17 protein-coding genes are annotated in these 19,112 nt (G+C 61.3%); 5 read left to right on the plus strand and 12 right to left on the minus strand.

The window, feature by feature from the left end; genetic code table 11:
- Nucleotides 1-185: 185 nt before the first annotated feature.
- The 5 genes from MA04_RS18830 to pedF form a co-directional block, all read right to left on the minus strand.
- Nucleotides 186-1,169, minus strand: a complete 984-nt coding sequence (locus MA04_RS18830; RefSeq protein WP_163121426.1) for a zinc-dependent alcohol dehydrogenase family protein — start codon at nt 1,167-1,169, stop codon at nt 186-188.
- 172 nt (nt 1,170-1,341) lie between these two features.
- A complete protein-coding gene (gene exaC / locus MA04_RS18835) occupies nt 1,342-2,862 on the minus strand; it encodes an acetaldehyde dehydrogenase ExaC (protein ID WP_163121428.1) in 1,521 nt (506 codons plus the stop codon).
- 129 nt (nt 2,863-2,991) lie between these two features.
- Nucleotides 2,992-3,978 carry a quinoprotein relay system zinc metallohydrolase 1 gene (locus MA04_RS18840; protein ID WP_262462172.1) on the minus strand — a complete coding sequence of 329 codons (987 nt, stop codon included), beginning with the start codon at nt 3,976-3,978 and terminating at the stop codon, nt 2,992-2,994.
- Entirely contained in the window at nt 3,965-4,729 is a 765-nt protein-coding gene (locus MA04_RS18845; RefSeq protein WP_262462173.1) for a quinoprotein dehydrogenase-associated SoxYZ-like carrier, read from the minus strand. The genes MA04_RS18840 and MA04_RS18845 overlap by 14 nt, the downstream gene beginning before the upstream one ends.
- 28 nt (nt 4,730-4,757) lie before the next feature.
- Nucleotides 4,758-5,201 carry a cytochrome c-550 PedF gene (gene pedF / locus MA04_RS18850; RefSeq protein WP_026948930.1) on the minus strand — a complete coding sequence of 148 codons (444 nt, stop codon included), beginning with the start codon at nt 5,199-5,201 and terminating at the stop codon, nt 4,758-4,760.
- 354 nt (nt 5,202-5,555) lie between these two features.
- Between pedF and MA04_RS18855 the strand changes: the two genes are divergently transcribed.
- From MA04_RS18855 to MA04_RS18865, 3 genes are all read left to right on the plus strand, one after another.
- Entirely contained in the window at nt 5,556-7,376 is a 1,821-nt protein-coding gene (locus MA04_RS18855; RefSeq protein ID WP_262462222.1) for a methanol/ethanol family PQQ-dependent dehydrogenase, read from the plus strand.
- A 100-nt stretch (nt 7,377-7,476) separates the two neighbouring features.
- Nucleotides 7,477-8,151 carry a pentapeptide repeat-containing protein gene (locus MA04_RS18860; RefSeq protein ID WP_163121437.1) on the plus strand — a complete coding sequence of 225 codons (675 nt, stop codon included), beginning with the start codon at nt 7,477-7,479 and terminating at the stop codon, nt 8,149-8,151.
- A gap of 1 nt (nt 8,152) precedes the next feature.
- The gene (locus tag MA04_RS18865) at nt 8,153-8,686 is read left to right on the plus strand and encodes a rhodanese-like domain-containing protein (protein WP_240342636.1); all 534 of its coding nucleotides are present in this window, start codon (nt 8,153-8,155) and stop codon (nt 8,684-8,686) included.
- 146 nt (nt 8,687-8,832) lie between these two features.
- Here MA04_RS18865 and MA04_RS18870 read toward each other — a convergent pair whose 3' ends face one another.
- From MA04_RS18870 to MA04_RS18895, 6 genes are all read right to left on the minus strand, one after another.
- A complete protein-coding gene (locus tag MA04_RS18870; protein WP_262462177.1) occupies nt 8,833-10,239 on the minus strand; it encodes an ATP-binding response regulator in 1,407 nt (468 codons plus the stop codon).
- A complete protein-coding gene (nosP, locus tag MA04_RS18875) occupies nt 10,232-11,449 on the minus strand; it encodes a nitric oxide-sensing protein NosP (RefSeq protein WP_240342637.1) in 1,218 nt (405 codons plus the stop codon). The genes MA04_RS18870 and nosP overlap by 8 nt, the downstream gene beginning before the upstream one ends.
- Before the next feature lie 73 nt (nt 11,450-11,522).
- Entirely contained in the window at nt 11,523-12,224 is a 702-nt protein-coding gene (locus MA04_RS18880) for a response regulator (RefSeq protein WP_163121441.1), read from the minus strand.
- Between the two features lie 201 nt (nt 12,225-12,425).
- The gene (locus tag MA04_RS18885) at nt 12,426-12,893 is read right to left on the minus strand and encodes a PaaI family thioesterase (protein ID WP_240342638.1); all 468 of its coding nucleotides are present in this window, start codon (nt 12,891-12,893) and stop codon (nt 12,426-12,428) included.
- 43 nt (nt 12,894-12,936) lie between these two features.
- Nucleotides 12,937-13,746, minus strand: coding sequence for an IclR family transcriptional regulator (locus MA04_RS18890; protein ID WP_031228102.1), 810 nt, complete (start codon nt 13,744-13,746; stop codon nt 12,937-12,939).
- Between the two features lie 129 nt (nt 13,747-13,875).
- A complete protein-coding gene (locus MA04_RS18895) occupies nt 13,876-14,664 on the minus strand; it encodes an SDR family NAD(P)-dependent oxidoreductase (RefSeq protein ID WP_262462180.1) in 789 nt (262 codons plus the stop codon).
- A 313-nt stretch (nt 14,665-14,977) separates the two neighbouring features.
- Between MA04_RS18895 and MA04_RS18900 the strand changes: the two genes are divergently transcribed.
- Nucleotides 14,978-16,402, plus strand: a complete 1,425-nt coding sequence (locus MA04_RS18900; RefSeq protein WP_163121443.1) for an aldehyde dehydrogenase family protein — start codon at nt 14,978-14,980, stop codon at nt 16,400-16,402.
- Nucleotides 16,403-16,525: 123 nt separating this feature from the next.
- Nucleotides 16,526-17,917, plus strand: a complete 1,392-nt coding sequence (locus MA04_RS18905) for a sigma 54-interacting transcriptional regulator (RefSeq protein ID WP_163121445.1) — start codon at nt 16,526-16,528, stop codon at nt 17,915-17,917.
- A 3-nt stretch (nt 17,918-17,920) separates the two neighbouring features.
- Here the strand turns inward: MA04_RS18905 and MA04_RS18910 are convergent, their stop codons facing one another.
- Nucleotides 17,921-18,901, minus strand: a complete 981-nt coding sequence (locus MA04_RS18910) for a carbon-nitrogen hydrolase family protein (RefSeq protein WP_163121447.1) — start codon at nt 18,899-18,901, stop codon at nt 17,921-17,923.
- Between the last annotated feature and the right edge of the window lie 211 nt (nt 18,902-19,112).

Raw genomic sequence — 19,112 nt, forward strand, 5'->3', positions numbered from 1 at the left:
AAATACATCCCTGTAAGCTCCCGGTTTGACGGCCCTGTCAAACCGGGTCCCGGAAGGCCTCCGTGCAGACCCGTGCCCCGATGGAGACGCTCATTCCCGTCATTCCGCGATGAACCTTTTTTATGGGTGCCGTTGATATGAATGCAGAGGCAGCTACAAGGCCGCCGTGGGAGCTGGCTTGCTGCTCAAGGCACCAACACCGCCGCGCCGGTGAGACGGCCGGTGCGAAGATCGTCCAGCGCTTCGTTTGCCTCATCCAACCGATAGCTCCGCGTCGCGACCTCGATACCCGCCTGCGAGGCGAGACGCAGAAACTGCTCGCCATCCTCCCGGGTCAGATTGGCGACGGAACGGATCACTCGCTCACCCCACAAGTCGGCGTAGGGAAAACCCGGAATATCACTCATATGAATGCCGCCACAGACCACCACGCCGCCTTTGCGCACCGCGCGCAGAGCCAGGGGCACCAAAGCGCCCACCGGAGCAAAAAGAATGGCCGCGTCCAGTTCCACCGGCGGCGCCTGGTCTGATCCGCCGGCCCAGATTGCCCCCGTTTCCCGCGCGAACGCCTGCGCGGCGGCGTCTCCAGGACGGGTAAACGCGTAGATCTCACGCCCCTGCCAGCAGGCAAGCTGGGTCAGGATGTGCGCCGCCGCGCCGAAGCCGTAGAGCCCCAATCGCGGCGCCTCCCCGGCCATTCGATAGGAGCGGTAGCCAATCAGGCCGGCACACAGCAACGGCGCCAGACTGACGGGATCAGGTTCTTCCGGCAAGGCAAAAGCGTAGTCCTGTGAGGCCACACAATGTTCGGCGTAGCCTCCGTCAAGGGTGTAACCGGTGAACCCGGGCGTGTCACAAAGATTCTCCTGGCCCGCTTCGCAATAGCGGCATCGTCCACAGCTGTGTCCAAGCCAGGGGATACCAACGCGCTGGCCCATGGAAAAGCGGCTGGCACCCGGCCCCAGCTCCACAACCCGCCCAACGATTTCGTGACCCGGGACCAGAGGGAGTTTGGCACCGTTCAGCTCGCCGTCCACCACATGCAGATCGGTGCGGCAGACACCGCAGGCTTCGACCTGAAGGCGCAACTCGCCGGGGCCGGGACGGGCCGCCGGACAATCGACCAATTCGAGTGGCTCGCCAATCTTTCGCAAGCTCATGGCTCGCATGGGAATCTCCGTTGTTGTTGAAATACCGCCACCATGATCCAGTGTAGTGCAAGCGGGGGCCTTGATCGCAATCAAGCAACGGAGAGGGGGAATGGACAGAAAAGCGGCGGGGCCGGCGGAGAGGTCGGGAGAACGTTTCCCCTTCCCGCTGCCACCGGCTTATCCGTTGGCTTCAGAAGAAGCCAAGCGGGTTCACGTCATAGCTGACCAGAAGGTTCTTGGTCTGTTGGTAGTGGTCCAGGATCATCTTGTGGGTTTCCCGGCCGATACCGGATTTCTTGTAACCGCCAAAGGCGGCATGGGCCGGATAGGCATGATAGCAGTTGGTCCAGACCCGGCCGGCCTGAATGCCGCGGCCCATGCGGAATGCCACGTTGATATCGCGGCTCCAGACCCCGGCACCGAGGCCGAACTCGGTATCATTGGCGATCGCCAGTGCTTCCGCCTCGTCCTTGAAAGTGGTCACCGCCACCACCGGCCCGAAGATTTCCTCCTGGAACACCCGCATCTTGTTATGGCCCTTGAGCAGGGTCGGCTGGATATAGAAGCCTTCGCCGTGTTCACCGGCCAGGGATTCGCGATCACCACCGGCCAGGAACTCGGCACCTTCGCTACGGGCCACTTCCATGTAGGACATGATCTTGTCGAACTGCTCCTGGGAGGCCTGAGCGCCGACCTGGGTTTCGGTGTCCAGCGGATTGCCACGCTTGATCGTGGCGATGCGTGCCACCACCCGTTCCATGAAGTCGTCGTACATGCTTTCCTGGATCAGAGCCCGGGACGGGCAGGTGCAGACCTCGCCCTGGTTGAAGAACGCCAGCACCAGGCCTTCCACCGCCTTGTCGATGAACTCCGGCTCGGCATTGAGGATGTCGGCGAAGTAAATATTGGGCGATTTGCCGCCCAGTTCCACGGTGGAGGGAATGATGTTCTCCGCCGCGCACTTGAGGATGTGTGAGCCCACCGGCGTGGAGCCGGTGAAAGCGATCTTGGCGATGCGCTTGCTGGTGGCCAGGGCCTGGCCGGCTTCGTCGCCAAAACCGTTGACCACGTTCAACACACCCGCCGGCAGCAGATCACCGATCAGTTCCATCACCTTGAGGATCGACACCGGAGTTTGTTCCGCCGGCTTCAGCACCACGCAGTTGCCCGCCGCCAGCGCCGGCGCCAGTTTCCAGGCAGCCATCAGGATCGGGAAATTCCAGGGGATGATCTGCCCGACCACACCCAATGGCTCGTGAAAATGATAGGCCACGGTGTTGGCGTCAATATCCGCGAGCGTGCCTTCCTGGGCGCGGATACAGCCAGCGAAATAGCGGAAGTGGTCCACCGTCAGCGGGATATCGGCGTTGAGGGTTTCGCGCACCGCCTTGCCGTTATCCCAGGTTTCCGCCACCGCCAGGGACTCCAGGCTGCCCTCGATGCGGTCGGCGATTTTCAGCAACAGATTGGCACGCTCGGCCACCGAGGTTCGCGCCCAGCCCGGCGCGGCACGGTGAGCGGCGTCCAGTGCCAGATCGATGTCTTCAGCGGAGGAGCGGGGCACCTGACAGAACACCTTGCCATTGACCGGACTGATGTTGTCGAAGTACCGGCCCTTAACAGGCGCCACCCACTCACCGCCAATGTAGTTTTGGTAGCGCTCCTTGAAGGAGACCAGGGCGCCCTGACTACCGGGATTGTCGTAAATCATAGCCGTACTTCCTCGCTTTTTTATGCTGATCCTGAGTTTTTCCGCCACGCTCTCGAGCGGACTGTCTGGATATTCAGATTAGTGCCGCGCCGGCAACGCCCGCATGCTACCAAGGTACTAATTCGGCCCTTATTTGGTCGTATCCGGATCCGCCCACAACAGCGCTTCCTCATAGTCGGCGTAGAAATGGCTGACACTGCGGGTCAGTTCGTACCGCACCAGCGCCATGCCGGCGAAGCGTTCCGGTAACGGTGCCTGAATCACCTCGTTGCGGGTGGCGCCGCGAGTCGCCCCCTCGGCGAGACGCCGATCCAGCCAATCCAGATAGTCGAGCGTTTCTCGGATGGGTGAGTCGTTCGGCGATACCGGACCGTGGCCCGGCACCAATGTTTCGAATTGCAGCGCGCGCAGTTGCCTGAGCTGCTCCCGCCAGATGCCAATCCCCGGGGAATGCGGTGTGGTCGGTGCCCGGCGGTGGAATACCAGATCACCGGTGAACAACACCCCGGTGGCGGGATCGAGTACCACCAGGTCGGCGCCGGAATGGCCGCTGAAAGCAAACAATTGCAACGGATAATCGCCAAAGCGGCCCTCGCCTTGCTGTACGGACCGGGTTGGCAGTACCGTTTCGGTGCCGCGCACGGCGTCTCCCAGCCGTTGATAAAGCGTGGCGCGAAAGCTGTCGGCGTCCCGCTTCAGGGCGGCGCGGGTGGCAGGCAGCGCGGAAATTTCCGCGCCCTCGAAGGCCTGGTTGCCGAACACATGATCCGGGTGATGATGGGTGTTGATAATCCAGCGCACCGGCTGGTCGGTGACGGTGGCGATGGCCGCCCGCAGCGCCCGACCGTAATTCAGCGTGCTGCCGGTATCGATGACGACAACGCCATCACCGGTGGCGATGAACGCCGCATTGGCGATATCTCCGCCGTTGTCCTCGGAAAGTTCCTCGCGCCGCCCTTCCACTACCCAGGTGCGCTCCGCCACGGCCACCGGTTTCAGCTCATAATCGAAGGCCGGCGCGTACCTGGGTGGTAAAAGGACGGCACCCAACACCAGCGCCACAAACAGCACCGTCTTCGCCAGGCCGAGCCGGACCGCGCCGTCACGGGATGGCATGATCGAACTCGTTGCCATTGTTGTCCCGGGCCTGGAACCGATAGCTGGCGCCGGCTTTCCCCTTGAGCGTAAGCGCCAGCTCCGGGTTCTCACTCACCGAGGCCTGCCAAGCCATGGTCGCCGCCGGTTCGCCATCACGAATGAACGCCACCTGCTCCACGTAAAACGGCCGAGTACTCGGAATCAGACCGCTGTCCATGGGATGCGACAGCTTTACCCGCACCCGGCTGCCTGGCTCATGGTCAAACCGCCGGGCCATGATCTTGCCGAAATCCTTGGACCAGTTGTCCTCGGTCTTGGCGATGCCGGGCGTGGTACAGCCCCCGCCCTCGCCTTCGATACGAGTGCTGCCGACGTGCCAAACGCCGTCACTGAGCACCGCCACCCGCACCGCCGAGGACTGCTCCAGACGCACGTTGATGGAAAGATTCGCCAGGCCATCACTCAGTGGCCGGTAGTCGAACACCAATGGGATCGGGTTCAGTTCCACCCACAACAGCATGCGTTGGAATCGGCCGTTGAAATCCGAGGCGTCCACATCAATGGGAACCTGTCCGGAGTCCTCCGCGAAGGCCGGCGCCTGAATACGGACCCGCTGATCGAAACGTACCGGTGCGTCACCAAGAAAACGTTCGTGGTACCGCTCCCACATGAAGGAATCCAACGGGTCTTTTTGCGCTTCCCCGGCCATGCCCGAGGACGCGCAAAACACCATCAGCACCGCCAGCAGCGGCTTCAGGTAACCGGCCATGGCCATCCCTCCCTTGTTCACCGGTGACTCAATTGCCGCCGGTGGTTTCCAGGCTGACGGTTTCCAGCCAGGTACGGATCGCCCATAGCGCTTCCTGGCTGAGATAGTTAGCCATCGGCGGCATCAGCACCCGACCGTTACGGCTGGCGCCGTTGATCACGCGCTCTTTGTACCACTCGTCACCGTAATCGCCGTTTTCCAGCTCACGCAGATCCGGAGCGATACCGCCGGATTTCGCTTCCAGGCCATGGCAAGCGGCGCAGTTCTGGTTATAGGCGGACTTGCCCACATCCACCGCCAGTTCGTGTTGCGGATGCGATTCCCGGTAAGGGTTGGTATCACGCCACTCCTCGCCCAGCTCTTCCAGGCCTCGGATGTTGACCGACTGCGGCGTGACATTGCCGTGCCCCCAAGCCAGACCGGCCAGGGACAACAGGGAGGTGAGGGTGAGAATAAACATTGTTCTGGTCATTGTCGGGATCCTTCAGATCGCTGATTGCAATACGGCGGTAAAGCGCGAAGCCGGCTCAAAGGCCTCACATCGCATTTCAATCTAGCGATCCGTCCGCCATCGACCTACTCGTCCTTGGACCAAACCTGTCTACATCCTTGGTACTAGACCCAATTGGCTAGATTTCTCGGCCTGGTGTCGGTAGCGGCCAATCGCGCCCTCGGAGACTCTGAGTCCTGTCTTCATCCGCAGCGGGGCGGGAACACTCCGCGACCGATACCAACAAGCCGAGGAACAGGTATGAAAACAACAAGCCGCAACGCACCGTTTTCCGGAAAGGTCAAACGCCTTGCCGGCGCGGTTACCCTGGCCACCATGATCGGGGCCACCACGATCGGAGTAAGTGGCGCCGCGCATTCCGCCACCAAGACGGTAAGCTGGGAAGACATCGCCAATGATGCCGCCACCACCGACGACGTCCTGATGTACGGCCTGGGCATCCAGGCTCAGCGCTACAGCACACTCGACAACATCAACGCCGACAACGTCTCCATGCTGACACCGGCGTGGTCCTTCTCGTTTGGTGATGAGAAGCAGCGCGGACAGGAATCCCAGGCGCTGGTCCACGACGGCGTGATCTACGTCACCGGCTCCTATTCCCGCGTATTCGCCATCGACGCCCGCACCGGCAAGAAGCTGTGGGACTACGCCCATCGCCTGCCGGACGACATCCGTCCCTGCTGCGACGTGGTCAACCGTGGCGCCGCCATCTATGGCGACAAGATTTTCTTCGGCACCCTCGATGCCAGCATGGTGGCGCTGAACAAGGACACCGGCAAAGTGGTCTGGCGCAAAAAGTTCGCTGACCACAAAGTGGGTTACACCATGACCGGCGCTCCGACCATCGTTAAGGATCAGAAAACCGGAAAAGTTCTGTTGATCCACGGCTCTTCCGGTGATGAGTTCGGCGTGGTCGGCCGGCTGTTCGCTCGCGACCCGGATACCGGTGAGGAAATCTGGATGCGGCCGTTCGTGGAAGGCCACATGGGCCGCCTCAATGGCAAGGAGAGTACGCCCAGCGGTGATCCGCGCGCGCCGTCCTGGCCGGACGATCCCAACACCGAAACCGGCAAGGCCAAGGCCTGGAGTCACGGCGGCGGCGCCCCCTGGCAGAGCGCCACTTTCGATCCACAAACCAATACCATCGTTATCGGCGCGGGCAACCCGGCACCCTGGAACGGTTGGGCCCGCACCGCGCCCAACGGTGATCCCAAGGACTACGACAGCCTCTACACCTCCGGGCAGGTCGGCGTGGATCCGAGCACCGGCGAGATCAAGTGGTTCTATCAGCACACGCCCAATGACACCTGGGATTTCTCCGGCAACAACGAGATCGTGCTGTTCGATTACGTCGACAAGAAAGGCAAGCTCCACAAGGCCGGCGCTCACGCCGACCGTAACGGGTTCTTCTACGTCACCGACCGTACCAGCGGCAAACTGTTGAACGCGTTCCCGTTTGTCGACGGCATCACCTGGGCCAAGGGCATCGACTTGAAAACCGGTCGTCCGATCGAGAACAAAGGCCAGCGGCCGGCGCGCTTGAAGAAAGGCGAAACCCGCTCCGAAGCGGTGGAAGTGTCACCGCCGTTCCTCGGCGGCAAGAACTGGAACCCGATGGCCTACAGCCAGGACACCGGTTTGTTCTACGTGCCCGCCAACCATTGGAAGGAGGACTACTGGACCGAGGAAGTGGAATACACCCCGGGCTCCGCCTACCTCGGCATGGGCTTCCGCATCAAGCGGCTGTTCGACGATCACGTGGGTGTGCTGCGCGCCATGGATCCGACCACCGGCAAGGTGGTCTGGCAACACAAGGAAGAGATGCCGTTGTGGGCCGGCGTGCTGGCCACCAAGGGTAATCTGGTGTTCACCGGTACCGGCGACGGCTACTTCAAAGCCTTTGACGCCAAAAGCGGCAAGGAGCTTTGGAAGTTCCAGGTGGGCACCGGAATCATCTCCCCGCCCATCACCTGGGAAATGGACGGCGAGCAGTACATCGGCGTGACCGCCGGCTACGGTGGCGCGGTGCCACTGTGGGGCGGCGACATGGCGGAACTGACCCGGCCAATTTCCCAGGGCGGTTCCTTCTGGGTATTCAAACTACCCAGCTTCGCCAAGGACATGGCGAAGAAATAACAACGCCGATCAGCGCGGAAGGGAGCGGTGCCCAGAGGTGCCGCTCCTTCACCACAACAATAACACCGGCCCGGCGTAAACCGGGCCCTGGGAGCATGTCATGGCACTGCGATCCAAACTCCTGCTAAGCAGCCTTCTGGTGGTCGCCGGCGCAATGACGCTGGGCAAATCCCCGCGCGCCGCCGAAGACGACCTCTGGGCGCCACCGGAACACAATGGCTGCGTTCTTGAGGCCCAGACTCATTGTCCCGGCGCGGACCTGTCCGGCGCCGATCTTTCCAACCTGGATTTACGCGGCGCCGATTTCAGCAACGCCAATCTGCGTGGCACCGACCTGCGTCATACCGATCTGCGCGGCGCCAATCTGGAGCGCGCCGATCTGAGCGGCGCCGATCTGACCCGCGCCACGCTGTACAGCACCAACCTGCGCTCCGCCAATCTGAGTCAGGCCAAGCTGGTGGCGGTACAAAGCTGGAATCTGTTCGCCCAGAACGCGCGCTTCGATGGCGCCGATCTCACTGGCGCGGACTTGCAGTTCGGCCGTCTCACCCGGGCCAGTTGGCAACACGCCACACTGCGCGCCGCAAACCTGGAGATGGCCTGGATGAACAAGTCAAAACTGCAAAACGCGGACCTGCGCGACGCCAATTTGCAGGAAACCAAACTGAACCTGTCCACTCTGGAAGGCGCCGATGTCACTGGCGCGCGACTGCGCTTCACCAACTTTCAGGGCACTTACATGAAAAACTGCAGCGGCTGCCCACAGGACTGGTGAAATGATGGGTCGTCTTCTGCTCACTTTGCTCGTCGCCATCGTCGCGCTGCCTGCATTCAGCGGCGATGGCTTCGACGCCGAAGGTTATCGTCTGCCGCCCTACCGCTCCCCTACTCCAGAGGCAGTGGAAGGTGCCGTGACGCTGAATACCGAGGCACTGAAAACCATGCTGTCGACCGAACCCGGCGTGGTTCTGATCGACGTCTATAACGTTGGTTACGCCAACGGCGGTTTTCTACAGGACACGCCACATTGGACACTGCCCGGAGCAATCTGGTTACCCAACACCGGTAGCACACCGCTGGAGAATCGTTGGCGGAACTATCTGCATCAGCATCTGAAACGGCTCACGGAAGACAACAGGGATCGTGCTCTGGTGTTTTTCTGCCGCGCGGATTGCTGGTTGTCCTGGAATGTGGCGAAACGTATCGCGGCCGATGGCTACACTTCGGTGTATTGGTATCGCAATGGCGTGGACGGTTGGCGGGAAGCCGGCGGCAAGGTGGAAGCGGTGCGGCCGGAGCCCCTTCTCTGAATTCAGAGGCAGCTACAAAGCCGCTGTGGGAAGCTTGCTTGCAAGCGAATCTTCTGACGCCCGAAACCCAATTCGCTGCCAAGGCAGCTTCCCACAGCGGCTTCGTAGCTCTTTGTGGGAAGCTGCCTTGGCAGCGAATCAACCGATCATCCAGCCAGAACATGCTGTAGCGCCAGCTTCAGCTTCATCGGTTTGACCGGCTTATACAGCAACATATAGCCGTGGGTGGCACAGCGCTGCTTCAGTTCCTGTTCACGGTCGGCGGTGAGCATGATCACCGGTAAGGGTTCGCTGCGTGCGGCGTTGATCTGCCCGGCGACGGTCAAGCCGTCGTCGGTGTCCGGATCCAGATGGTAGTCCATGATCAATGCCTGGGCGTCCTCCGCACTGATATCCACCTGCTGGCACAGTTCCGGCAGAGACTCCGCCGCCGCCACCTGGCATCCCCACTGTTCCAGCAAGGTGCGCATACCGGCGCAGATGGCCCTGTCATTGTCCACCACCCAGACCCGCAAGCCGGTCAAGGCGGAAGGCTCCTCCGAGGACTGCGCCATGGCCTGCTGACGGGCCTGACTCAAGGTGGTCACGGGCAGTCGCAGCAGGAACCGGGAACCCTGGTTTTCCCGTGACGTCACCGACAAAGGATGCTCAAGAATACGGCTGATCTTTTCCACGATGGACAGCCCGAGGCCCAGGCCGCGCTCGTGATACTCCACCGCCCGCTTGCCGCGCTTGAACTCCTGGAAGATGGAACCAATCTGATCCTCGCCGATACCAATACCGGTGTCCGCCACCCACACTTCCACTTCGCCTCCCCGGCGACGACACCCCAGCAGCACCGTGCCACTGTCGGTATAGCGGATGGCATTGGAGAGCAGGTTACGCATGATACGGCTGAGCAGTTGTGGATCCGAACGCACCACCAGGGAGGTGGGCACGTAGCGGAAACGGAGCCCTTTCAGCGCCGCCATCTGTCTGAATTCTTCCGCCAGCACATCCAGCAACTGGCTTAACGGGAACGCCATGGTTTCCGCGCTGACCACCCCGGCATCCAGTTTCGAGGCGTCGGACAAGGTGGTGATCAGCGATTCCAGATCGCGCAGCGCGGTGTCGATATGATTCAACATCGGCGACGCTCGTTCGTCGAAGTCTTCCTGCAAGGCGCTGGTGAACAGACGGGCGGCGTTGAGCGGCTGCATCAGGTCATGACTGACCGCCGCCACGAACTTGGTTTTCGACAGATTGGCCTGCTCCGCTTTATCGGTGGCCTCACGCAGCCGCTGCTCCACCCGGCGGCGCTCCTCGATCTCCGCCATCAGTTGGCGATTGGTTTCGCGCAGCGCCTGGGTTCGTTCACGTACCTGCTGGGCCAGAACCACCGAGTGCTGAAACGCCGCGTAAGGTGCGGTGGGCGCCATGCCGCTGCCCTCCACGCGTTCGATCAGGGCATCGCAGATCCGCCGAAGGCGGGCATTCTCCGCCATCAGACGCGCTTCGTGCAGATCCCATGGGGACTGACGGGCGTTGTCGGAATCATTCCTGGTGTCACCCATCTCCGACATCCATCCTCTGGGCCGTCTCTGACGAGACGTCAAGAATCGCTCCCGGCGATTCCTTACGGCCAATCACCACGCCGGTCAGGGTGTGATTAATGTGCATGCCGTTATATTGCTCGCCATAGGTGCAGAACCCCACCACCCGGTGCTGGCGCAACAGCGCCGAAGCCTGGGGAATTTCGTCGTCGGCTTCCAGCTCCGCCCGGCGCAGACAGCAGTCACAGCCGATCACCACCCAGGGCGGCCCGAGCCGCGACTCTATGTCATCCAACGTATTGGTGAGATTGTCGTGCAGTGAGGCGTTGCGCATGGCGGTCAGCACGATGCCGTTCTCCACCGCGCAGTAGAACGACAGGCTCATGTCCCGATTGGCCTTTTGAATGGCGCGGGCGTAATAGTGATCGTTGATGCGTACCGCCAGCGGGTAGCGGGCGAATACCACATCATCGAGCTGTTCCACCGATACCCCAACCAGGCGGGCATAGGCCAGTGCCGCCGGCTCCGCATCCAGCTCGTGCACCACCCGGCGTTCGGCGTCGGCGGCGGTGACCACCAGTTTGGGCGTGGACGGGTGCAGGTGATGCGTGCTGAACACCTCGAAATCCAGCACCGTACTGATCATCACGACGATGGCGGCATCGCTGTAGAAGCGGCCATCGCAATAGACATAGGTTTGCGCGAGACGATAGTCATCACCGGCGGAACCGCCGAAGCTGGGAATCGACCCCAGTGCCGCGTTGAGCGTGGCAATGACGATCTCCTCGTTCACCGACAGACCATCGAGCAACGTCAATACAAAGGTATTGTCCTCGTTGGGCGTCAGGCCCCGGGCCCGTTCCCGGCATTGTGTCAGCAGACCGTCGGTGAGTTGCTGGGCGTCGAGCAGGCCGAAACCATCCATATGCTCGATCAAATGATGGCCGGCGGAAAAGAAGCGGGCATCAAAGCCGATCGCCACCAGCGTATTGCGGTCGTAGCCTCGGGCGGTGATTTCCCCTGCGGAGGTGCAGCCGCATAGGGGCAGGTTCTGGAACTCGCCATTCAGGGCGCCGGCGAGACGATCCAGGTCGTACTCGATGGAACAAAAAAACAGCACGAATCCCAGATGGGGATGAATCAGACTCTCAGCGATCTGGCGCGCCGCCACCTGTTCGTCGCGGGCATCGCTGTAGGCGGTCAACACCGCCTGCGGCGGGGCAGCGGTCATGGTCTACTCCCGGATACTTGTTGTTATTTACCCGGCTTTCGTTACCCGGTTTACGCGTTCCCGGCAGCCGAGGCTAACGGGGACTCACCGCCGAATCCCGCGCCATTACCGAGGGCGCTTTCAGATAGGCGGAAAAATCGATATCACTGGCGGACAGGATCGCCTGTACGCGATTGGTGGCTCCGAGCTTGCGCAGTATCGCCGAAACATGGGCCTTGACGGTGCTCTCTGCGATATTGAGCTTATAGGCGATGACCTTGTTGGATTCGCCCTGGGCCATGCGCTCGAACACCTGTAATTGTTTGCGGGTCAGAGTTTCCAGCAACGCCGGCAGGAACGAGGGATCGTAACGTCCCATCGCCGCCCCGGCGCCTTCCGCGCGGATAATATGCGAAGGCAGATACACCGAGCCGTCCAGAATCTGCCGCAACGCCTGAATCATCTGTTTACGGGGCGAGGATTTGGTAATAAAACCCACCGCGCCATAAGTGATGCACTGCAAAATAACGCTTTTTTCTTCTTCCGCCGAGACGATCACCGCCGGTACCGTGGGAAATTCGTTGCGCAGCCGCACCAGGCCACTGAGCCCCTGCATACCCGGCATGTGGATATCCAGCAGCACCAGGTCCAGGTCGTCGTTATCGGCCACCAGGCGCAGCGTGGAATCCAGATCCGATGCTTCCAGCAACGTAGTGCCGGGGAAACCATCGTCGATGACGCGGGCGATGGCTTCACGAAACAGCGGATGATCGTCGGCCACCAGAACCTGATACATGGGGGTTCCGCTCCTGCCTCAATCGGTCCAAGGTCGGTGTCCCCGCCCGCGGCGTCGCCGCCGGCCAGAGACACTTATACCATCGAGCATAGCACAGGGTTTTGACGGGCCCCGCCATCAAATGAGGGAATTAGCCGAAAGTACTATAAAGACGCGACTTAGGGATTAAAGGGCTGCCGGCGCGGAAATCGCGGGCTTCCCTCAGTAATCCACCGGCACGCCCTTGGGATCCTCGGAGCCGCCACGCAAGCGAAAAGTACCTTCACCGAATGCCAGCAACCGGTCGTTGGCATCCAGCACTTCCATGGACGAGTTAAAAATGCGGTTGCCGCCGGCCCGCTTCACGCCGATGGCGCGCACCAGACCAGGGCCTGCCTGACCGGTGAAGGTAGTGGTCAGCGACAGGGTCAGCGCCTTGCGCACCCGTCCCGGATAGGGGCAATAGGTGCCGGAACAGGCTCCGGAAACATCCAGCAGCGTGGCCAGTACACCACCGTGAATCACATTGCCCAGATTGAGGTGTTTCTCCACCACATTGAGCCCCAGCACCACCCGATCTTCTTCCCACTCCAGAAAGTGGAAGCCAATGGTGCCCAGAAACCCGTGTTTGAATTTTTCCGCGGCCTGGTTCAGGGCCGGCACCGCGTCCGGCGTCAAACTACTGCTCACTCATTACTCTCCCGGACCGGACGCGGAGTCGGATCACCGCTCATCACACGTCCCGGCCTTGCAACATTTCCTTGACTTGTCCCACCAGCTCCTTGAGCCGGGGGCCGAGATTTTCCACCAGAATCCGCCGGCTCAGGCGCAGCGAGGAGCCGCCGCAATTGAACGGAATCACGGTGGAGTCGTTATCCAGCACCAGGGGAACCCCCACGGCGCTGATATCGCGGTTCCATTCCCCGTCGGAGGTGCAGAAACCGTATTCTTCATATTCGCGATAAGCCCGTTCCAGACCCTTCTCCCACTCCGGCCAGCCTTCCGGATCGTGCTCGCGGATCAAACGGTGGTGAGTGGCGCGATCCTCTTCGGAGAGACCGGCCAGATAGGCCCGGCCCACCGCCGAACCCGCCATCGGCACTCGTGATCCCACGGTCAATCGCAGTACCAGCGGCCCGCTGCCCTGGCACACCTGGATGTAGCTCATCCACGGGCCGTTGGGAGCGGCGATCGCCACCATGCAATCGGTGGCGTCGGCCAGGTCCTGCATGAACGGGCGGGCGATATCGCGGACGCCTTCGCCGGCCAAATAGCGGTAGCCGAGATCCAGCACGCCAGGGCCGAGCCGGTATTTCTCCAGCCGCTCCACATAACGCAGGTAGCCCAGTTGCGTCAGGGTGGCGGTCATCCGCGATACCGTGGGACGGGGAATATTGGTGCGTTTAGCCAGTTCCGCGTTACCCAGGTAATCGTCGGAGGGACCGAAACAGCGCAGGATTTCCAGTCCCCGCGCCAGGGCGGTGACGAAGTTCCGGTCTTTTTCCGCCGACTGGGCCTCTTTACCCATAGGGGCTCGTCGCATCGTGTTCTTTCCTCGGTCAGGCTTCGGGATTATGGCGAGCGGGTTTATCCCGCTCTTTCTTTATAAATGAATTTTATAGTTGTCGATAAAAGCGCCAAATATACCAGACTAGCCCGGTACCCGCGCCAATCAGACTTTCATACCAGGCAGGTTCAACGAAGCGGTATTGCCACCGTCCACCGCCAACGCCTGACCGGTGACGTAACTGGCGTCGTCGCTGGCCAGGAACGCCATGGCGGCGGCGATTTCGGAAGGGCGCCCATAGCGGCGCAGTTCGCAACGGCTGCCCAGCTTTTCCTCTTTGTTGTTTTCGCGGGCGTAATCGAATACCGGCTTGGTCATGCCGGTCTCGATCAATCCCGGGCAGACCGCGTTGACGCGAACGTTATAGCCGCCCAGATCACAGGCGGTGGTTTTGGTCAGGCTGATCACACCAGCCTTGGAAGCGCTGTAGGCGTTACCGCCAGCGCCGGAGCGAATGCCCGCCACGGAGGCGGTATTGACGATGGCACCGCCGCCCTGCTCTTTCATGTAAGGCGCCACCGCGCGGATAAAGAACATGGGACCGAGCAGATTCACGGAAAGGATGGTGTTCCAGTTCTCGGTGTTGTTGTCGGTCACCGGAGAGTGGTCGTTACCGGCGGTGCCGGCGTTGTTGATCAGAACCTGGATGCCGCCGTGGGAAGCGGCGATGTCATCCACCAACGTCTTCACCGCCTGCTCGTCGGCCACATTCACTTCACGCAGCGTGGCCTCGGTCCCGGCAGGCAGCGTTGTCCGGGTTTCCTCGAGACCCGCCAGGTTACGGTCCACCAGCACCAGGCGCGCGCCTTCCTCGGCGAAACGCAAGGCGGCGGCACGGCCGATGCCGCTGGCGGCACCGGTGATCAAGACGGTCTTCTGATCGAAGCGGTTCATACACTCTCCTCGTTTATTATTCGGAACCCGCTGAAAACCACACCGTGTCGTCGCGGCCAAGACCGGGCCGACGGAACGATTCGGATTGGGAGCGTCCGGGGAAAGAGCGGTGCCAGGCAAAAATGGCCACCGGTTCGTTCAGGGGGTTCCTTGGATTGTCATTTTCCAGGAAGATGACATGAGCGGGCCGGCCGGTCAACATTTTGGAATAGTGTTTCATTAATTTGTTTTGACCCTCTGGCCGCCCCGGGAGCATTGTATTGCCCCTGTCCTCTCACGAATAACTGTATACCAAATAACAAGGAGCACTCTCATGGAGAACCTGGCTCGGTTTTATATTAATGGCGCCTGGGTAAAACCCGGCGACGACGCCCGAGAATACCCCGTCATCAACCCCGCTACCGAGGCCTCCGAGGGCACTCTGTATCTGGCTGGCAAAAGCGACACCGACCGTGCCATCCAAGCCGCGCGCGACGCTTTCGACGGCTTCGCCGCCACTCCGGTGGAAGAGCGTCTGGCGCTGCTGGAAAAAATCCTGGCCGTCTACAAACGCCGCCTGGACGACATGGCCGACGCCATCAGCAAGGAGATGGGCGCGCCGCGTCACGGCCTGGCCGCCAAAGTGCAGGCCCCCACCGGTCTTGGTCATCTGGCCACCGCTCTGGAAGTGGCACGGAATTTCGAGTTCGAAACCAACACCGGCAAAACCCTGATCCGGCATGAACCGGCCGGCGTGGTGTCCATGATCACGCCCTGGAACTGGCCCATGAACCAGGTCACCTGCAAGGTCGGCCCGGCCATCGCCGCCGGCTGCACCATGATTCTCAAGCCCAGCGAGTTCGCACCGCTGTCAGCCTGCGTATTCGCCGAAATCATGGACGAAGCCGGAGTGCCCGCCGGCGTCTTCAACATGATCTACGGTGACGGCGCCGAGATCGGCCCGATGCTCTCCTCCGATCCACGTGTGGACATGGTATCCCTGACCGGTTCCACCCGCGCCGGCTCTTCGGTGAGCCGTGAAGCCGCCGATACCTTCAAGAAGGTATCGCTGGAACTGGGTGGCAAGTCCGCCAATATCCTGACCGCGGACTGCGATCTGGAGAAGGCCGTGACCCACGGCGTCATGTCGATGATGACCAACACCGGGCAAAGCTGTAACGCACCGTCCCGCATGCTGGTGCCGGCGGACAAGCTGGCCCAGGCCGAGGAGATCGCCGCCAAGGTATGCGCCTCCATCAAGGTGGGCCCTTCCGCCGAGAAGGACACGCAGATGGGCCCCATCGCCAACGCCCGCCAGTTCGAGCGAGTGCAAACGCTGATCCAGCGTGGCATCGATGAAGGCGCCAAACTGGTTTGCGGCGGCCCGGGCAAACCGGAAGGTCTGGAGAAAGGCTACTTCGCCCGTCCCACCGTGTTCAGCGAAGTGAACAATCAGATGACCATCGCCCGTGAGGAAATCTTTGGTCCGGTGTTGACCATGCTGCCCTACAACACACTCGACGAAGCGGTGGCCATCGCCAACGACTCCGACTACGGGCTGTCCGGCTATGTCTACGCCGCGGATAAGGACGAGGCCGCCGCCATCGCCCGCCGTCTGCGTACCGGCATGGTGCATCTGAACGGCGCCCAGCTCGATCTCAACGCGCCGTTCGGCGGCTACAAACACTCCGGCGTCGGTCGCGAGTGGGGCAGCCGCGGCCTGGAGGAGTTCACCGAGGTGAAATCCATCATGTTGTAACGTTCCAGGGCGGTTGGATCGCGGTCCTTTCCCGGATGGAGAGATGGAGAGAACCGCGATCCTTGCTCCCCCTCCCCGACCCGCCCACCCACCTTCCACAATAATGAGAAACGGAGGCGTCCCATGACCGTCTCTCTGTCCGATATCACCAGAGCGGTGGAATCCTCCTACGACGGTATCTGGATCACCGATGCCATCGGCACCACCTTGTTCATCAATGAAGCGATCTGCCGCATCACCCGGCTTAAGCGGGAGAACGTGGTCGGCCTGAACATGCGCACCCTGGTCGAGCGGGGCATGTTCGACGTCAGCGCCACCCTGCTGGCGCTGGAGAAGCAGGACGTCGTCACCATCCTTCAACATGTCAGCACCGGGGTGGAGACCATCGTCACCGCGACACCGGTGTTCAACACCGACGGCACCATCGACAAAGTCATTTCCAACGTGCGCGACATTACCGAACTGAGCGCACTGAAAGAAAAGCTGGAACGGGCCGAGGCCCGCAACCTGGCCTACCAGAACGAAATCGCCCGCCTGAAATCCCGGCTCGAAGAAGACGGCAAGCTGATCGCCGAGGACCAGACCATGCAATCCGTGATGCGCCAGGCCGAACGTATCGCGGCCTTTGAAACGCCGGTGTTACTGCATGGCGAACCCGGCTCCGGCCGGCATCGTCTGGCCCGTTGGATTCATGATCACAGTGAGCGACGACGCCAGCCGTTCATCAAACTCGGCTGCGGCGCCTTGCCCGAGGAGCGGTTGGAGCGGGAACTGTTCGGCAGCGAGGAGATCGACGACACCCAGGGCGCGGCTCGAGTGCGACCGGGGCTGCTGGAGCTGGCCCGGGGCGGCACGCTTTATCTTGAGGATATCGCGGCCCTGCCCGTGGCGATCCAGATGAAGCTGGCCAATGCCTTCTCCTGCGGAGTCCATTATCGCCACGGCGGCGACAAACCGGTTGAGCTGGATTTGAGGGTGTTGTCCTCCAGCACTGACGATCTTGACCAGCAACGGCGCAATGGCGGTATCCGCAACGACTTGTATTACCAAGTCAATGTGTACCGTATCGACATCCCGCCGCTGCGCCGGCGCCGCAAGGACATTCCCCTGCTGGCCCGTCAGTTCCTCGACCAGCTGGCGAAACGCTACGGCAAGAAAATCGGCATCTCCACGGCGCTGTTGGCGAAACTTCGCGATGCGCCCTGGAATGGCAATATCCGCGAATTGCGCAATACCATGGAGCGCCTTTATGTGAACAGCGAAGGCCAAACCATTGTCAGCGGCCTGTCACCGGCGGAAGGCGCCACCCATGCCGCGCAGGGCACGCCGGAAGAGGCGTCGCTGAAACGCATCCTGGAAGACACCGAGCGGCGGGTCCTGCAGCAAGCCTACTCACGGTACGAGACCACCTACGGAGTGGCCAATGCGCTCGGCATCAGCCAGACCTCCGCGGTGAGAAAAGCGCGCAAGTACGCCATCAAGGTGCGCCAGCCGGGCCGGCCAGGAGTGGCCTGAACGTCAGTCATCGAACTCGAAGCTGACGGGTTGAGGACGGGTATTGGAGAAGCCCGTCACCGGTCGCTTGCTGCTATCATCAATGACCAGTCGCGCCACGTCCGGGCGGGCGTAGTGCCCGACGCAGTCGATCATGTGTTTGGCTTTGCGAATATCCCCCAGATCCAGGTCCGCGTAGACGATGCCTTCCTGGTCGGTCAGCGGCGTGCCGACCGGCTCGCCGAACGGGTTGTACACCGCCGCGATACCACCGCCCACGGCAAAGGTGTCCTTCAGTTCCGGGCACAGCTGGTGATAGAAACGCACTTCCTCCTCGCCGATACAGGACGACGACGCCACCACGAAAGTCTGGCCCTCGAAAGCGATGAAGCGGCACACGGTATCGATGGTGCGAGTGCGGTCGCGGGGCTGGCTTTTGAAATTGGAGCCGGGCCAGTTCGCCACATGGATCTGCAGCCCCTGGCTATAGAGCGCGTAACGGGACAGTGCCATGGAGTTCTCATAACAAATCAGGCCGCCCAGCCGCCCTATTTCGGTGTCCAGCACCAGCAGATCGCTACCGTCGCCTCGCCCCCATAACGTTCGTTCCTCGCCGGTGGGCACCAGTTTGCGGCGCAGGCCGATCAGATCGCCGCGGTTATCGATAAACGCCTGGCTGTTGTACAGAGTATCGCCACCGATTTCATTGATACCGATGACCACGTGAATATTACGGCGGCGCGCCTGGTAGCAGATCGATTTGAACACATCACCGTGCACATCCACCGATTCCCCGGCCAGGCGCTCGTACAGCTCGAGACGCTTGACGTTATCCACCGCCATCCAGATCCACCACGGATACATGGGCAGAAAGGTCTCCGGGAACACCACCAGCGAAGCGCCCTTGTCCGCCGCCTCGTTGATAATGTCACAGCACTTCTTCGCCGTGGCCTCCAGATCGAAGATCACCGGGGACGCTATCACCGTGGCTATCTTGTGTTTCATTACCGACCTCGCTCGTCTTTATTGTTGGACTACTCGAGCTTAGCGGTCGGCGGACGATGGCTTCATCACCGGAATCGAACCGCCTTTGGTTTGATTTCGGGAGCGTGAGAGGGGTTTGAAGGCGCCGTCTTGTCGAAACGGTACGTGCGCTGGAAAAGAGTCGTTTTCTACTTAATAAGTTTATTTTGACTTATTGGATTCGCCTGCAGGG

Origin of the sequence: Alloalcanivorax balearicus MACL04 (genome assembly GCF_025532145.1) — a bacterium.
In the GTDB taxonomy this organism is placed as follows: domain Bacteria; phylum Pseudomonadota; class Gammaproteobacteria; order Pseudomonadales; family Alcanivoracaceae; genus Alloalcanivorax; species Alloalcanivorax balearicus.

What these genes read in the sequence shown, in the direction of transcription:
- MA04_RS18830 (WP_163121426.1), bottom strand. Translation starts at nt 1,169, where the DNA reads ATGCGAGCCATGAGCTTGCGAAAGATTGGCGAGCCACTCGAATTGGTC.
- exaC (WP_163121428.1), bottom strand. Translation starts at nt 2,862, where the DNA reads ATGATTTACGACAATCCCGGTAGTCAGGGCGCCCTGGTCTCCTTCAAG.
- MA04_RS18840 (WP_262462172.1), bottom strand. Translation starts at nt 3,978, where the DNA reads ATGCCATCCCGTGACGGCGCGGTCCGGCTCGGCCTGGCGAAGACGGTG.
- MA04_RS18845 (WP_262462173.1), bottom strand. Translation starts at nt 4,729, where the DNA reads ATGGCCGGTTACCTGAAGCCGCTGCTGGCGGTGCTGATGGTGTTTTGC.
- pedF (WP_026948930.1), bottom strand. Translation starts at nt 5,201, where the DNA reads ATGACCAGAACAATGTTTATTCTCACCCTCACCTCCCTGTTGTCCCTG.
- MA04_RS18855 (WP_262462222.1), top strand. Translation starts at nt 5,556, where the DNA reads ATGATCGGGGCCACCACGATCGGAGTAAGTGGCGCCGCGCATTCCGCC.
- MA04_RS18860 (WP_163121437.1), top strand. Translation starts at nt 7,477, where the DNA reads ATGGCACTGCGATCCAAACTCCTGCTAAGCAGCCTTCTGGTGGTCGCC.
- MA04_RS18865 (WP_240342636.1), top strand. Translation starts at nt 8,153, where the DNA reads ATGATGGGTCGTCTTCTGCTCACTTTGCTCGTCGCCATCGTCGCGCTG.
- MA04_RS18870 (WP_262462177.1), bottom strand. Translation starts at nt 10,239, where the DNA reads ATGGGTGACACCAGGAATGATTCCGACAACGCCCGTCAGTCCCCATGG.
- nosP (WP_240342637.1), bottom strand. Translation starts at nt 11,449, where the DNA reads ATGACCGCTGCCCCGCCGCAGGCGGTGTTGACCGCCTACAGCGATGCC.
- MA04_RS18880 (WP_163121441.1), bottom strand. Translation starts at nt 12,224, where the DNA reads ATGTATCAGGTTCTGGTGGCCGACGATCATCCGCTGTTTCGTGAAGCC.
- MA04_RS18890 (WP_031228102.1), bottom strand. Translation starts at nt 13,746, where the DNA reads ATGCGACGAGCCCCTATGGGTAAAGAGGCCCAGTCGGCGGAAAAAGAC.
- MA04_RS18895 (WP_262462180.1), bottom strand. Translation starts at nt 14,664, where the DNA reads ATGAACCGCTTCGATCAGAAGACCGTCTTGATCACCGGTGCCGCCAGC.
- MA04_RS18900 (WP_163121443.1), top strand. Translation starts at nt 14,978, where the DNA reads ATGGAGAACCTGGCTCGGTTTTATATTAATGGCGCCTGGGTAAAACCC.
- MA04_RS18905 (WP_163121445.1), top strand. Translation starts at nt 16,526, where the DNA reads ATGACCGTCTCTCTGTCCGATATCACCAGAGCGGTGGAATCCTCCTAC.
- MA04_RS18910 (WP_163121447.1), bottom strand. Translation starts at nt 18,901, where the DNA reads ATGAAACACAAGATAGCCACGGTGATAGCGTCCCCGGTGATCTTCGAT.